Annotated in this window: 10 protein-coding genes and 1 tRNA gene; 9 read left to right on the top strand and 2 right to left on the bottom strand. The window is 51.3% G+C overall.

What is annotated here, in order from left to right:
* Window positions 1-4: 4 nt before the first annotated feature.
* Window positions 5-577 (bottom strand): DUF1990 domain-containing protein, encoded by a 573-nt coding sequence (locus IPM28_07195; GenBank protein MBK9172779.1) that lies wholly within the window; start codon window positions 575-577, stop codon window positions 5-7.
* A 108-nt stretch (window positions 578-685) separates the two neighbouring features.
* On the opposite strand from IPM28_07195, the gene IPM28_07190 reads away from it, so the two are divergent.
* From IPM28_07190 to IPM28_07155, 8 genes are all read left to right on the top strand, one after another.
* Window positions 686-760: transfer RNA gene (locus tag IPM28_07190), tRNA-Glu, on the top strand.
* A 158-nt stretch (window positions 761-918) separates the two neighbouring features.
* Window positions 919-2,640, top strand: coding sequence for a tetratricopeptide repeat protein (locus IPM28_07185; protein ID MBK9172778.1), 1,722 nt, complete (start codon window positions 919-921; stop codon window positions 2,638-2,640).
* A gap of 645 nt (window positions 2,641-3,285) precedes the next feature.
* Window positions 3,286-4,854: an apolipoprotein N-acyltransferase gene (gene lnt / locus IPM28_07180; GenBank protein ID MBK9172777.1), complete on the top strand. Its 1,569-nt coding sequence runs from the start codon at window positions 3,286-3,288 to the stop codon at window positions 4,852-4,854.
* Between the two features lie 189 nt (window positions 4,855-5,043).
* Window positions 5,044-5,520, top strand: coding sequence for an SRPBCC domain-containing protein (locus IPM28_07175; protein MBK9172776.1), 477 nt, complete (start codon window positions 5,044-5,046; stop codon window positions 5,518-5,520).
* Between the two features lie 60 nt (window positions 5,521-5,580).
* Window positions 5,581-6,642, top strand: a complete 1,062-nt coding sequence (gene prfB / locus IPM28_07170; GenBank protein ID MBK9172775.1) for a peptide chain release factor 2 — start codon at window positions 5,581-5,583, stop codon at window positions 6,640-6,642.
* Between the two features lie 494 nt (window positions 6,643-7,136).
* Window positions 7,137-9,191 (top strand): DNA translocase FtsK, encoded by a 2,055-nt coding sequence (locus tag IPM28_07165; protein ID MBK9172774.1) that lies wholly within the window; start codon window positions 7,137-7,139, stop codon window positions 9,189-9,191.
* 198 nt (window positions 9,192-9,389) lie between these two features.
* The gene (locus IPM28_07160) at window positions 9,390-9,734 is read left to right on the top strand and encodes a helix-hairpin-helix domain-containing protein (GenBank protein ID MBK9172773.1); all 345 of its coding nucleotides are present in this window, start codon (window positions 9,390-9,392) and stop codon (window positions 9,732-9,734) included.
* Window positions 9,731-12,433, top strand: a complete 2,703-nt coding sequence (locus IPM28_07155) for a ComEC/Rec2 family competence protein (GenBank protein MBK9172772.1) — start codon at window positions 9,731-9,733, stop codon at window positions 12,431-12,433. The genes IPM28_07160 and IPM28_07155 overlap by 4 nt, the downstream gene beginning before the upstream one ends.
* Before the next feature lie 265 nt (window positions 12,434-12,698).
* Here IPM28_07155 and purH read toward each other — a convergent pair whose 3' ends face one another.
* Window positions 12,699-14,363, bottom strand: coding sequence for a bifunctional phosphoribosylaminoimidazolecarboxamide formyltransferase/IMP cyclohydrolase (gene purH / locus IPM28_07150; GenBank protein MBK9172771.1), 1,665 nt, complete (start codon window positions 14,361-14,363; stop codon window positions 12,699-12,701).
* Window positions 14,364-14,639: 276 nt separating this feature from the next.
* On the opposite strand from purH, the gene IPM28_07145 reads away from it, so the two are divergent.
* Window positions 14,640-16,130: a hypothetical protein gene (locus IPM28_07145; GenBank protein MBK9172770.1), complete on the top strand. Its 1,491-nt coding sequence runs from the start codon at window positions 14,640-14,642 to the stop codon at window positions 16,128-16,130.
* The last annotated feature ends 16 nt before the right edge of the window (window positions 16,131-16,146 follow it).

Here is a 16,146-nt window from a genome sequence, read left to right as displayed (position 1 = left end):
AATCTTATCTGATTATCTCCATAGAGCGAAGCATCGCTGACTTGGAATCTGATGCAAATTGTCTCTGGAGTCGGCGGGTCAGCGGGTAGCCGAGTTTTGCCAATAAATGGTTTGGTCGCGAAAAGGCAAAGAGGTCATACCAAACCTCGCCGGTCCGTTCGTTGATCTCAACCATGAAGCGTTCTTCGCCCGATTCGACATGATCGGTTAGAGTGCCATAAGCAAACCCAAAGCGGCTCCGCTCGTTGATCGTAAAGACGATTCGGGCTGCATTGAGCGAATAGAAACCGAAATGGTTTACGAGGATGGCAACGATCCTATCTTTCTCGATGGGCGTGTCGGTAAAAAGCAGTTCAGCCCATCCGAGATCGAACATTTTCCATTTACGGACCGCATGTTTTGCCCGGTCCCAGTCTTCAAAACCCCGCCCTATCTGAACCCGATTGTGGTCGACGACATAACCGTCTGGAGGATGCGTTTGAGTAGCGCCGATATCCAGATAGGAGAATGTGGTGCTTTCAGCTGCAGCTAGGTACGCCTCGATCTCAGCATATTTCGGTCTTGCCAGTAGGAACATGTATCAGCTAGTTTGACAACAAATTTTCCAAAAAGGTATTCTTCTTGTTCGCCTAGGCCCGGCTGATCACGGCCTACAGGCGGTGCGTAATACGCACATTGTTTGTGTGTCCGGTTCGTCTAGGGGTTAGGACACCGCCCTTTCACGGCGGCAACACGGGTTCAAATCCCGTACCGGATACCATCTTTATACGCAGCGATTGCATCATACTCTGTTAAGATTCGCTTGAGAACCAAGCGAATTTTTTGCTTTTCAGGTGGAGAATGTTCAAGAAATCGATCTCATGTCTATTTTTAATTGCGGCCGCTGCTTTACCTATGTTCGCCCAGTCGCCGAGTCGTGTGGGCGATACAGTCATCATACTGCCGTTTGAAAACACCTCGAACAGGCCGGAGTTCAACTGGGTCGGTGAGAGTTTTGCCCTCTCACTTTCAGATCTGCTAAGAGTACCCGGACTTAACGTCGTATCGAACAGCGAGCGAAAGATCATTCAACAAAGGCTCCGGATCCCGCTGACAAGTATCCCAAGTCTCGCGACGTCGCTGCGGCTCGCACGCGAAAGCGGGGCTACGCTACTGATATCGGGCAGATACAACATTGTCCCGGCACAGGACGATGTTGCCGCGACGATCAATATCACTGCACGGATAATTCGGGTTATCGAAGGCAGGTTCTTAAGCGAGGAACTGCCTGATGGCCGAAGGATCACTCGTGATATCGCACTGAATGACGCACTCGGCAACCTGCAGACGATACAAGGCCAAATCGCTTATCAGATACTTTATCAACGCGATAAAGCGCTGCCATTTTCGCAAAATGCTTTGATCGAATCAGCTAACAAGGTTCCTGCTCGCGCTTTCGAGGCATACATCAAAGGATTGCTTACACAAACCCCCGAAATTCGTGAAAACTACTTTAAGAATGCGATCAAGCTATACGCAGATTCAGGTTCTGATGGCGCATTTGCAGACGCGGCGTTAGAACTTGGACACCTCTACCTTGGTCAACGGAAGTATGCCGAATCGATCGATTCATTTGAACGAGTTGTAAATACGAATCAGATCTGTCGCGAAAAGGCCAAAGGGGAAAACAAGATATCGCAGTGTAATGATGAGAGTTTCGCCGAAGCTTCATTTTACATAGGTGTGATCCGTTGGCAGCAGGCGAACTATGAGCAGGCCTTGGGCGTTCTTCGTCCCTTGGCAGACGACCTCAAGATCACAAGTGTTTACAATATGCTCGGAGCCATTGCGGTCGAGGCATCGCGTGCTGAAAAGAAGGACCAGGCGAGGGCTGCGGCATTGCTCACCGAGGGGGTCGACTTATTGAAAAAAGCGGCCGAATCGGCACCTGATGATTCGGGTATTCGATTCAATTACGGGATCGCCCTTTACTTGCATAACGATCACCTGCGTGCTGCGGAACAACTTAGGGCCGTGATCTCCGCGAATGCTCGTGACGGCGAAGCCTACTATGTGCTCTCCAAGTCGCTTGCCGAGTTGAAAGACCCGACGGCAGCCGGTGTCGACAATCAAGCTCGTTTAATGTTGACCTCGGGAAACCGCTACGCAATGCTTGAGCGCGAATGGGGTCGGACAAAAGGTATATCGGAGATAAATTTACGAGTCGAACAGCCTCAGCGAAGGGATTTTGTGAGTGTCGTTTTAAGCCAGCGTAGCAGTGAGCAGCCGCAGGCTCCTCTCAACGCGACAGAGGCTCTGCTGGTACAGGCGAGGACGTTGTACAAAAATGCCAATGACGATGAGGCGATGGCCGTTATTCGCCGAATTCTCGTCAGCGAACCGATGAGCGCAGAGAGCTATTTGATATTGGGCAAGATCCATCTTCGACGCGGCGACCGCGATCAGGCGGCGAGTGCTTTCAAGACGGCTCTATTTTGGGATAACCGACTAATCGACGGACACGTTTCGCTCGGTAAAATATACCTCGAGCGCGGTGATTGCCAACAGGCGCGCACTTATGCTGCTGCTGCATTAGAGATCGACAAAGAAAATCAAGACGCAAACGGACTGCAAAGACAAGCGGCTCGATGTTCCAAATAGTGTAAGCCTGAGATCGTCAGTCGTCGCAGATTAGATCGAATGGGATTCAATGGATCAATGCCACGGATCGCCGTAACCTCATAAGAAATAACGAGATAGCAGCTTTCTGAAATAGTTCTTTGAATGGTCGTTTGGAAGCCGGAAGTTTTGGCACAGTAGATGCATAGTAGAAAGCGGCTAGCTTGATCCGGAAGATCAAGACCCCGCCGCCAACACTTCTCCGAGCGCGGTTTGCCACTGTGCTTGAAACCCTTCCGAGCGTTCCTTCAGTTGTCCTTCCTATATGAGCCTGGTCGAAACCGACCGGGCTCACCTTCTTTTAAATCGAAGATTACAGGACATTTAGTAAAATGCTCGATCTTGCGTTCAAGTTGAGCGGTTTGCTTGCTGAAAGACCGCGGGATATTTCAGTTTGACCTGACAACGGTCCCATAGTTTCGGCCAATGACGGATTTTGTCATTTTCGGTATGACAAAATTTGTGCAATTTGAAGGGTCCCTCGGTCAAAGTGGTCGGGACTCTTTCAATTTGACATTGCCTGGTATGGTTTTCCTTTTGACTGCGATCTTTCGATCTGTGAGCCTGTGTCCTCACACTTGGAATCCGGCATAAAGGCCGAAAGGAAAATTCTGATAAACTTCTAACGTGATTCGCCGACTTAGAAAGAAAATTGCTGCGGAAAGGACGGGTGTTTTGCTGGCCCTTACCTCGGCGTTGCTGTTGATATTTGCATTCCCGCCGTTTGAGTGGTGGTTCACGGCGTGGTTCGCGTTTGTGCCGTTGCTTTTGGCGATCGAACGTGAGAGAGAATCCATCTTCAAGTCGTTCGTTCTTGGCTGGCTTTTCGGTAACGTGTTTTTCTTCGGCACGTGTTGGTGGTTGACGTTCGCTCCGATCAACTACGCCGGGTTTCCCCGACCGCTGGCTTACTTCTTACTGTTCATCGTGACTTCGGCGGCCGCCATTTTTCCCGGTATATTTGCGGCAGCAACGGCGCGTTTGCTGATGCGTTACGGGTCATCCGCGTTTCTTTCGGTTCCGTTCGTTTGGGTATTCACAGAGTTCGCACGGTATTGGTTGACGGGAAATAATTGGAATGCGGTCGGATATTCGCAGGCGTTCTCCGAACCTCTGATCTTCGTGTCAAAGGCTGGCGGCGTTTTGCTTGTGAGTTGGTTTTGCATCTTTGTTTCATCGGCCTTACTGTTGGTATTTTCCCAGCGCACTCTGAAGCAGATCCTGGTTGGTTCAATTCCAATAGGAATATGGTTAGCCGGGATCCTGCTTCTAAGTTTCTTTGTCGACAGCATTCGATCGATTGCAAAGAATGATCGTTCAGCGACGGTCGTCGCTCTACAGCCAAACGTTCCGATGTCCGGGCTGACCTTCGAAAAATGGCGGGAACTTCGCCTGCGGCATATCGATCTTGCCGAATCTGCATTGGCTGAATCGAAAGGACGGCCGGCGACGGACAGACGACTGCCGACCATTGTGATTTTTCCCGAATCGCCGATGAACTTCATGTACGAGGACGACCCTGAAACAAAGTCATTCATCGATGGTTTTGCTAAGAAGAACAACGTCTCAGTGCTCTTCAATTCGGCCGAACCGGATCGGTCGAACGGCAAGTTCTTTAACTCGGCCGTGATGGTCGATCAACAGGGCCGCGAGGTCGCGCAGTATGATAAGATTTACCTGCTTCCGTTCGGCGAGGCCGTCCCGGTTCCGTTCGAGAGTTTTGTGCCTGTGTTTGTAGGCAGCTTTTCTTACGGCTCGGAACACGACCTGTTTCCGCTCGGTGATGCGAAGGCGGGTGTGATGATTTGTTTCGAATCGCACTTCGGCCAGCTTTCGCGGGAGTATGCGAAGAATGGCGCCGATGTGATCATTGAAATGACGAATGACGGTTACCTTGGCCCGACGCCTGTGCTGCGGCAGCATCTCGCGAATGCGGTCTTCCGGGCGGTCGAGACGAACCGGCCAGTGCTGCGTGTTACGAATGTCGGCATCACTGCGTATATAAATGAACGCGGGGAGGTGCTGGATGCGGCTCCGGTTTATACTGAGGATATGAGGGTTTGGTCGGTGGCAAAATCGGATGGCTCGCAAACGTTTTACGTGAAATACGGCGATTGGTTCGCATGGCTGTGTTCGATTGTGTCTCTCTGGCTCCTCGGATATACGTTTTTTCGACGAGGACGTCCGTCAATTTGAATGGACTCTCGCGATCGCGGGCCCCGCGTCGGTTCTCTATATCGGCAGCGTCATCGTCATCCGTTCGGAAAGCGCCTTACCGAGCGAAGAAAGCCGATCCGGATACGAACGCGACGAGCTTTTGGGCGGGAATTACAGACCCTTAATTATCCGCCGATCAAATGGATAAACGGTTGAGTACGGTCAAATATGGCGATTGGCCCTGAAACACGTTCGCATACCCACGAAGAATCGTTCGACGTCGCCGCGGAGAGGATGTTCGACCTGCTGATCACACCCTCGGCGATCAGGCAATGGTGGGGAGCATCGAGAGCGATCGTCGACGCACGCAAAGATGGAATTTGGACGGCTTCTTGGGGTGAAGAGGACGATCCGGACTTTATTTCCAGCGCAACGCTTGTCGAATTTGACCCGCCGCGTCGGATGTCGATGAAGTTTGGCCATTATTACGCAAAGTCGGGCTCGCTCCCGTTCAAGTTTGCTGATGATGCGTTGACGTCCTTTGAAATAGAGACCGCCGACGACGGTTGCATTCTACGGGCCGAACAAACCGGATTTCCGTGTGAACCGGCTGCAGATGAGTTTTTCGCAGCTTGTGAATTGGGTTGGAAGAATACATTTCTCGGCATCAGACAATATATCGCGAATGCCGGAAGCGATAAGTAGCAATGGAAATTACAGAATTACAGACAAAATACGAAGAGATAAAAGAGAAAGTTACCCAACTTGGGAGGTTTCTTTGACGCGCCTGCGAAAGAAGCCGAATTGGCAAAGCTTGAGGCCCAGATCTCCGATCCGGAATTCTGGAACGATTCTGCCGCCGCACAGAAGGTGATGGGCAAGCGGAGCCGGATCGAAAAAGCTCTGCAGCAACAGAAGAATTTCGAAACCGGGGTTTCCGACGCTGAAGTGCTCTTTGAATTTGCCGCGGAAGATGTTGATTCCGCAAAAGAACTTGCAACGCTGATCGGCAGCCTTGAAAAGGAGGTGTCCGCAGCCGAGGTCCAAACGCTTCTTTCTGGCGAGACGGACACAAATAACGCGATCTGCTCGATACAGGCCGGAGCGGGCGGAACTGATGCGCAGGACTTTGCCCAGTTGTTGCTCCGAATGTACATACGATGGGCTGAGCGAAAGGGATTTAAGGTCGAGATCCTCGACGAACAATCGGGAAGCGAGGCGGGTATCAAGTCGGCGACGTTTCGTGTCGAAGGTGATTACGCATACGGTCTGCTTTCTGCCGAGGCGGGCGTTCATAGGTTGGTGCGGATCTCGCCGTTCAATTCCGGCGGCAGCCGTGAGACGTCATTTGCATCGATGTTCGTTTCGCCAGAGATCGACGAGAATATCGAAGTGAACATCGAGGATAAGGATCTTCGGATCGATACTTATCGTTCGTCTGGTGCAGGCGGCCAGCACGTCAACGTCACCGACAGCGCTGTTCGCATCACCCATATTCCCACGAACACGGTAGTGACGTGCCAGAACCAACGCTCGCAGCTGCAGAACCGGATCGTGGCGATGAACGTGCTGCGATCAAAACTTTACGAGATCGAACTCGAGAAACGCCGTGCGGACGCGGCCGAGCACGAGTCGACCAAGCTGGATATTTCATTCGGTTCGCAGATCCGGAATTACGTAATGCATCCGTACCGTTTGGTTAAGGACACGCGGACAAAATTTGAAGTAACCGATGTCGATGCTGTCCTCGATGGTGATATCGACGGATTCATCGCGGCGTATTTGCAGTTCAGAAGAGCAGGCAGGGCAATGAGCACAGATAGCTGATATCTAGACGTCGAATGAAGATCTGTCCAAAATGTAACAAGACATATCGCGACGATGAGCTGAATTTTTGCCTCGACGATGGCACTACTTTGTTGAAGCGCCGAAATGCGGCTGGCAAACAGCACTCGCGAATGAATGAGGTAGTGGCCGTCATTCTGCTCGCCGCAGCTGTTCTGATTTTTCTCTGCCTTGTTTCGTACAGTCCGAGCGACCCGACCTTCAACACCGCATCGTCACAGAACGTGCGGAACTGGATCGGAGTGGTCGGTGCCAATTTTGCCGAACTCCTTTTGTCGATCGGCGGTGTCGTGGCATATATTTTTCCGGCTCTTCTGGCGTTGATCGCCTGGCGGGTATTTCAGTCTGAGAATTTAAGGCCCAAAATACATCGGATAATCGGATTCGGTTTATTTGTTACATCGGCTGCTGCTTTGGCAAATCTTGCGGGCTGGCATGGTGGATTGATAGGTGGCTTTGTTGCGTATTACGCCCTCATCCTCGTGTCCACGGTCGGCGCTGTGATCTTGCTTGCCGCTTTTTTCACGGTTGCCTTTCTGCTGATTACCGACCTTACCTTTTTGGGTTTCTGGGGGCATTTCGATGTCGCCCGTCAAAACTTCAAGATCCATTTCGACGAATGGAACGCGAAACGGCTCAAGGCAAAGGCTGAGAGACGTGATATTGCTAAAGAACGGCTCGAAAAGCGTCGCGAATCGCGAAGTGGCAAGGTGACGATCGACGCTCCGACGATTACGATCGGAGATGCGAGGAAGACGAAGGCGGTCGAGAAAACAACGACCGGTACAGGCAGTTTTGACCCGTTTTCCACGAACGAGGCAAACATAACAGCCGAAGATGAAAATGATGTTCCGCCCACCGTCAAAGTTCCGGAAATTGCCGAAAACGAATTGGCTGCGGTGGCAGCGGCCGGTCGATCGTCAGAAACTGCAAAAGGCCAGTCTTTAGATATTCCGATCACGCCGCCAAAGACCACCGGCGATCTCGGCGCGGACAATAATGACACTCCGGAATTCAATGAAGAGCCAGGCGAGATCGAGATCGGGTCGTCTGCGAACGCCTTCGAACGATATGTATTGCCAAGCTCTCAACTCCTCACTCCCGCTCCGCCTCATATCGAACACAAACGAAAAGAGCTGATCAAGATCGCCGATTCGCTTATCGAGAAAACGCGCGAATTTAATGTATCCGGAAGAGTTGAAAATATCAATCCTGGCCCAGTTGTCACGACGTACGAATTCAAGCCTGACCCGGGAGTAAAGTATTCACGTGTGACCGGATTGGTCGACGACCTATGCCTCGCGCTGCAAGCCGAATCGATCAGGATAGACCGCATACCGGGAAAAGCATTTGTTGGGATCGAAGTTCCGAATCAGAGGCGGGAGACCATCTACTTGCGCGACGTGATCGAATCTAAGAAGTTTCGCGATTCGGCGTCATTGCTGACCATCGCTCTCGGCAAGACGATCGACGGGCACAATTATGTTGCCGACTTGGCCAAGATGCCGCATCTACTGATCGCCGGTGCCACTGGGGCAGGCAAATCGGTCGGTGTGAATTCACTGATCGTTTCGATCCTATATAAAGCGAAACCCGACGAGGTCAAGTTCATCATGGTCGACCCGAAACGGCTTGAGCTCGGCGTTTATGCTGATATCCCGCATCTTGCGACACCGATAATAACGGACCCGAAACGAGCGGCGATATCTCTGAAATGGGCAGTGACCGAAATGGAGCGCCGATATAAGGACCTTGCCGGATACGGCGTGCGAAATATCGACGGCTATAACCTCGAGGCCCGCCGGCGAAACTCGTTGGAACAGTGGGATGACAACGGCGATCCGCACCGTATACTGCCATATGTCGTCATCATAATTGATGAACTCGCTGACCTTATGATGGTCAGTGGTAAAGAGGTGGAAGATTCGATCACTCGGCTTGCTCAGATGGCGCGAGCCGTGGGGATCCATCTCGTCCTCGCGACACAGCGGCCCTCGGTCGACGTCATCACCGGGTTGATAAAGGCCAATTTTCCTGCCCGGATCTCATTCCGCGTTTCGTCAAAGGTCGATTCAAGAACGATCATTGACGCCAACGGTGCAGAAGGATTGCTGGGTCGCGGCGACATGCTGTTCTTACCGCCCGCCAGTTCGCAGGTTCTTCGTGTCCACGGAGCTTTTGTGGACGAGAAAGAGATCGGCAAGATCGTCGAACATATCAAACGACAGGGCAGGCCCGACTATGATACGACGATCACCAAAAGTGAAGATGAACTGGACGAATCGGACGATCTGCCAGGACGCCGCGATCCGCTGTTCTTTGATGCACTGAAATGTGTTGTAAATGCAAAGCGGGGATCAACATCACTTCTGCAGCGGCACTTGAGGATCGGATATGGACGCGCTGCCGCGATCCTCGACGCTATGGTCAGGGAAGGCTATATCGGCGACATGGACGGAAGTACTCGCGCAAGGCCGGTGCTACAAAAAGCGTATGACGATCTCCAGGATCTTTCTGAAATGGAGAAATAGACGATATCGGCTTTGGTAAGCGGGGCAGGATCTAGTTTCAACCTTTAATGTTATGGGGTCGGCTTGTGCTGGTCATGACCGATCAACGCTGATTTCCACAATTTCTGTGGAAAAGTGGTCAATTTCCGCAATGTTAATTAGTTCAAGTCTTTGTAACACGGGCACTTTTAGCATTTTGCACATATAAGATGCAAAGAAATGGACGATAGAAGTAGGTGCAAACCTTACAGCTTTTCTGTTCTTTTGTCGGTGTTTGTCTGGTCGACGCTGCTTATTATTAGTGCGGGTTGTTCATCTGTTCGTCCGGCCTCGAAACAGCCTTTTGTAGAGCCCCTGCAGATCTCGCCGCAAGCGGTAAATATCAATACTGCGAGCAAAGAAGAACTTCAACGGCTGCCGTACGTAGGTGCCGTTGTTGCTGATCGAATTATCGAATTTCGCACTACGCACGGAAAATTTCGAAGGCCCGAGAACCTTATGTTTATAAAGGGCATCAGCGACGCCCGGTTTCGCCGCATTCGTCACCTCGTCCGAACTGAATGACCGTTGAGATGAAGAATGCGCCGACCCCAAGCAAATTCTCGCTGAGTCCGTTGATTTGGATCGGTTCTGCATTTGCCTTGGGAATTGCGTTTGCAGGTTTCGGTTGGCTTTCCCTTTATACCTCAACGATCGCGACTGCATTATTTGCGTTGCTGTGCCTTGTCCTCCTCAAACGAGAATTCGCGATAGTGTTTTGCCTGTCGGCCTTCATCGGGCTGGGATCCGTGGTCTTTCACCTCGAACAGCTTTCTATTGGTTCTGATAGATTGAAGGCGATCTATGATAACGGCCAAATACCATCGGGCGATCCACTCGAGGTGACCGGACGGATCGTCAGTGGGCCCGAGCCTGCCTACGAAGGATCGGTCATAGATATCGACAGTGAGAATGTGACGTACAGGGACCGCGTGTTAAGCGTTTCAGGTCGTGTCAGGCTTTTCATTTCGGTTTCCGAAGCGGATGCAAAGCTCGATCTCGAACGACTGGATCTCGGGGAAGGGGATCGGGTTCGTGTGGCGACAGCTTTGGAACGCGACGAGCGATTTCGGAATCCGGGCACTCGTAGTCGAAAACTGATCCTCGATCATCAGGGCATCGATGCAACGGGAACGATAAAAAGCCCGATGCTTATAGAAGTTCTTTCAGAAGCGAACGGGATCGCTCCCCTTCGGATCGCATATGACCTGCGCCGCGTGCTGATCGAAGACATGCGTGTTCGTTTTAGCCCAGAAACGTCCGGAGTGTTGATCGCGTCGACGCTTGGAGATAAATTCTTCCTTGATCGCGAGACAGCAGAAGTATTTCGGCAGGGCGGTACATTTCACGTCCTTGTCATCTCGGGCCTTCACATAACATTCATTGGCGGGATCATCGTAGTGATCGTCAGCACATTTTCTCGTGACCGGAGGATCCAGTTTGGACTAGCGGTCGTGTTTTTGTGGATATACGCACTTGTCGTCGGAGCCGAACCGCCGGTCGTTCGTGCAGCGACAATGTTCACTATCATCCTGTTTGCACGCGTGATCTATCGGAACGCATCGATGCTCAATGCTCTAGGTGGCTGTGGATTGCTATTACTTTTCTGGAAACCGTCAGACCTTTTCAATCCTTCATTTCAGCTGACGTTCATAAGTGTTGCATCGATCGTTGCATTTGCGTTTCCAATGATCCAGAAGCTGCGCTTGATCGGTTCGTGGTTTCCGACCGCGGAAAGGCCATTTCCACCTATTTGCCCGAAACCGGTGAAATGGTTTTGCGAGTTGCTTTACTGGAACGAAGCCGCATGGCGGATCGATCTTGGTCGGCAAGTCTGGTCGGCGAGGCTATTCAAATGGCAGCAAGCCTCGTGGTTCGGACGTGAGGGCATGCGGCGTATTGTTTCCAGGGTTTTTGAGGGACTTTTCGTTTCGACTGTCGTTCAGATCTGGCTGCTGCCATTGTCAGTGGTCTACTTTCATCGCGTTTCACTGACTGCTCTGATTCTGAATATTTGGGTCGGCGTATTATTGGCCATAGAGAGCATTGTCGCTGTAGTTGCAACTGCGGCGGGTCAATTCAGCAACTCGCTTTCTTTACCGTTCGTGCGGATAACGGAATTACTTAATGATCTTCTCATCTTCGGACAACGGATCTTTGTCATGAACGAATGGGCCGATCTGCGGGTACCAGTATACTCGGGGGCAATGGAGATCATATATTTTGTTTACTTTGCACCATTGCTGTTTTTCGCCGGGATGGCATATGTTTGGGAACCATTCAGATCAACTCCAAAAGATCCGAGGCCGTCGTTCGGGACATTGTCTTTATCGTTTCTTTCCGCGACCGTACTTGCGGCGACGATAGTGCTCCATCCCTACAGCGAACCGACTCCAAACGCGAAGCTCATCGTTGACTATCTTGATGTTGGACAGGGCGATGCCGCGCTTGTGACTTTTCCGAATGGATTCACATTGCTCATCGACGGAGGCGGCCGACCCGATTATGGTGCGGACTCCGATGATGATGAGCGATTTGAGCCCGACGTGCCGCGGATCGGTGAGATCGTAGTTTCTGAATTCCTTTGGGAGAAGGGTTACTCTAGTGTCGATCTTTTACTGACTACGCATGCTGATGCAGATCATGCGGACGGGCTATCAGACGTAGTTTCAAACTTCCGAGTCGGAAAGGTCATTCGCGGCCCGACGCGGGGTTCATCCATTGAATTACAGCGTTTGCTCGACTCTGCGATTCGTAGAGGCGTACCCGTCAGTGAAGTAAAAACGGGTGACCGAATCAATGTTGATGGTGTCACGGTCGAAGTGATCTGGCCTCCGGAGGATCGGTTCACAGGTCTTTCGGACAATAATGACTCCGTCGTCATCAGGATCGTTTTCGGTGAGCACTCCTTTCTCTTTACGGGCGACATAGAAAAAGAAGCTGAGGAACGGATATTATACGAGTCTCAGACAATTTCCTCCTCCGTCGTTAAGGTTCCGCACCACGGGAGTCGCTCGTCGTCTACTCAGGCATTTATAGACGCGGTTAGGCCGGACATTGCCGTCATTCCGGTCGGTCGGCGATCGATGTTCGGCCACCCACACTCAGAGGTCGTCGAACGTTGGCGAGCGGTTGGAGCACAGGTGATCACGACCGGAGATCGCGGTACAGTTTCGATCTCGAGCGATGGTCATAAACTCGGGATCGAAACATTCCTGCCTTGAGCAATTGGTCACAGTTGATCGCGAAAGACAATTTGGCATGCGTCAAATGCCAATTTCTTGAGGTCTGCGACTCCGAAGTTACCGATTTTGCCGAGTTCGTGATATTGAGACGGCCCGCCGGTCGCACTGAAAAACCCGGCAGGTTCGATGCAATCGAACCCAACCGGGCGTTCCTTCAGTTGTGCTGTATATAGTTATGCTATAGGATCGCATCCACAATGTCAAGTGTTTATTAAAGTATTACATTAACTAACAAATTTGAACACTAGTGCTTAAAATGCCTGATTCCGGTGAACGCCATCACAATACCGTGTTCGTTAGCTGCCGCGATCGATTCTTTGTCCTTTATAGATCCGCCCGGTTGAATTATCGCCGAAATGCCAATGCTTGCGGCCTCGTCGACGTTATCACGAAATGGAAAAAAAGCATCAGATGCCAGTGCGGCCCCGATCAAAGGAAGTCCGAAACGTTCCGAGCGCATTGCGGCAATGCGAACTGAATCCACGCGGTTCATTTGTCCGGCACCCACTCCGATCGTCTGAACGTTGTTTGCGATGACTATAGCGTTTGACTTGACGTGTTTACAGACCCGCCACGCTAATATCATTGATCGAAGTTCCATTTCCGTCGGCTGTTTTTCGGTTACTATCTTGATCTCATCGATCGAGATCCGGAGACCATCCTTTTCCTGAACCAGCATGCCCCCGCTGATCTGTTCGAACTCAACGCCCGATGATGACCCCGGTTTTGCCCTGATCACCCGGAGATTTTTCTTTGTCCTGAAAAGTTCAATTGCGTCAACAGTATAACCGGGGGCGACGACGACCTCTGTGAATACTTCGTTGACGGCGGCCGCAGCGCCGATATCGACCTCGCGGTTAAAAGCGACGATTCCACCGAATGCAGAGATCGGATCGGTAGATAGTGCTCGTCGGTACGCCTCCTCGCTCGTCGCGCCGATGCCCACGCCGGAAGGATTTGTATGCTTGATTATTGCAGCCGCCAGATCGTCAATATCGTTGACCAAGTTCCATGCGGCTTCGGCGTCAACATAATTGTTGAACGACATTTCTTTTCCATGCAGTTGCTTTGCATTGGCGATTCCAACTGTCTCACCTGTCAGGTACAATGCAGCTTTCTGATGCGGATTTTCGCCATACCGAAGATCTGCGTGCTTTTTCAATGTGAGTTCAATGATGCTCTGAAATTTTGACTCCGGATCATTATCGATCGACTCTTCGTCATTTTCGGGATCATCCTCTTCCGGCGTGAAAAATACCAGATCGCCGAGCGGGTTGAACGGCTCCAACCGATCGAGCTCATCGTTCGAAAGCTGTTTCGCAAGATACGACGAAATTGCCAGGTCATAAGCAGCTGTACGTGTGAATGCGAGTGTTGCAAGCCGCTGACGCGTTTCGACCGATAACGAGCAATCGCTTGCTTTCATTTCTTCGATAACTTCGTCGTACAACCGTGAGTCGGTCAATACCGCTACATCGCGCCAATTCTTTGACGCCGAACGGATCATCGCCGGACCTCCGATGTCGATGTTTTCCACTGCCTCCTCGAGGCCAACGCCAGTCTTCGCTACCGTCTCTTCAAAGGGATAAAGATTGATAACGACCATGTCGATGGGTTCAATGCCATGCGCAGCCATTGCGGCTATATGATCGGGATTATCACGAAGTGCCAGGAATGCTCCATGGATCTTTGGGTGCAGCGTCTTCACACGGCCGTCCATCATTTCCGGGAAGCCGGTTAGGTCAGCGACTTCGGTGACCTGGAGTCCATGCTCGCGGAGCATTTTAGCTGTGCCTCCGGTCGAGATAATCTGTACACCAAGCGAGGCAAGCGCCCGAGCGAATTCGGCCGCTCCTGTTTTATCCGAAAGGCTGATCAGCGCCCGTTTGACCTTTCTTAGTTCGTTCATACAAAACAGAACTAGCGGTCAATGACGACCGCTAGTGTTAGCAACACTTTCTAATGACTATCGTCCGCGGCAGCGATCAGATGCTCTGAACCGCTAAAGCAACGCATTTGTTGGCTCAGTTGACTCAAAAGAAAAACCGGCCAAGAAACAAAAGACTCAGCAAAAATACGAGAGCGTAAATTACGATTTTGATTAGACTCATAATATTCTCTATCCTGAACAAGGAGCCTGTTACAACAACGAGTAAACCATTATCTTAGTTCCCAAGATTATTCGATGTCAAAGAATTTACCATCAAATTCGAGCTTATTTGCCTCACTTTTGTTGATTTTACAATTCTTTACAAACAGCAATGGCCAGGGTGTAGAGGCAACGCTCGAAATGGGCGAGGCAGGACCCCAGGTTCTAAAGGTCTCCGGGCGTTTTGTGCCGGAAGCTGTACTCGATAATAAGCTCAATTTTTCGTTCCAGACCTCAATTGCTGGCGTTGATGGGATCGCTGACCGTATAACCTCGATCGAATTGTATGGACCGAGAGGTGAACCGGTTTCCTATCGAAAACTCGGACCGGGCGAATATCTGGCGTCAGGCGAATACGAGCGATGGACGTATTCCGTAGATCTGAAACCTCTAAGACAGGCAAATGCCGGAGCGCACATAACGTGGGCCCGTGGCGAAACCGGCGTCTTAATGATGGCGGATCTACTGCCCTTTAAGCAGCAGCGAAGTTCTCCGCGAATCGCAAATATCGATCTGATACTTCCGGCAGGATGGAGGGCGTTTGCGGAGAACAGCCCAGATCGAGTTCGTGAATTGGTCTTCGAAGATCTTGAATCAGCCGTGATCCCGATCGGCCCCGGTTGGCGATCGATCGCCGTCTCGGGTACGCCAGGAAAATTGCTTTTGTCTGGTGACTGGCTCTTTACGGATGTTGAGGCGTCTAGATTTGTCAATGAGATCTATGGCGAATACAGACATTTGTTTCGTACAGAATCAACCCGACCGTTTACCGTCGTATTATCGCGTCCAGGAGACAACGTACCGTTCGGCACATGGTATGCCGAGACTCGAGGCCGGACAGTTTCGATCGTCTCATCCGATATGGCGTTTCGCACGCAGTCGCTTCAGCGACTTCACGAACAACTGCGGCACGAGCTGTTTCACCTTTGGATACCGAATGGTATTTCGCTAACCGGGCCATACGATTGGTTTTACGAGGGTTTCGCGTTGTATCAATCACTGAAGACCGGCCTTGCTTTGAATCGGATCGGCTTCGGAGATTTTCTTGCCACTCTTGGACGGGCCCATGCGATCGATACAGGGCAGGGTACGCGGGCCCCGTTGATCGAGGTCTCTTCGAATCGATGGTCGGGAAGAAATACTGAGATCTATGCTCGTGGCCTTATTGCAGCATTCAGAGCGGACATCGCGCTTCTTTCAGAGTCTAACGGCAGAGTGTCGATAGGCGATTTTCTTGGCGAGATCTACTCTGAACACCAACACCCGGCCCCATCGACCGACGCAAATGCGGCGATCTTTGCAGCAGTAGATTCGCGACCGGGTCTGCGTAAAGTATTCGATCGTTTTGTCCGCGGGAACGAATCGATCGACCTCGGTGAGATCAACAAGCTTGCAGGTATCGAGGGCACCGGAAGAGGGCCCCAGACAGGATTTAAGGTCGCCGCAAAGCTAACCGCACGCCAAAAAGCAATTCTTGATCGCTTGGGTTATAATAACTGGCGGAAATTGTCCCGCGAGCAGAAATGAAGAAGCGACTCATTGC

Origin of the sequence: Chloracidobacterium sp. (genome assembly GCA_016716305.1) — a bacterium.
GTDB lineage: Bacteria > Acidobacteriota > Blastocatellia > Pyrinomonadales > Pyrinomonadaceae > OLB17.
This window is presented reverse-complemented; position numbering and strand designations above follow the sequence as displayed.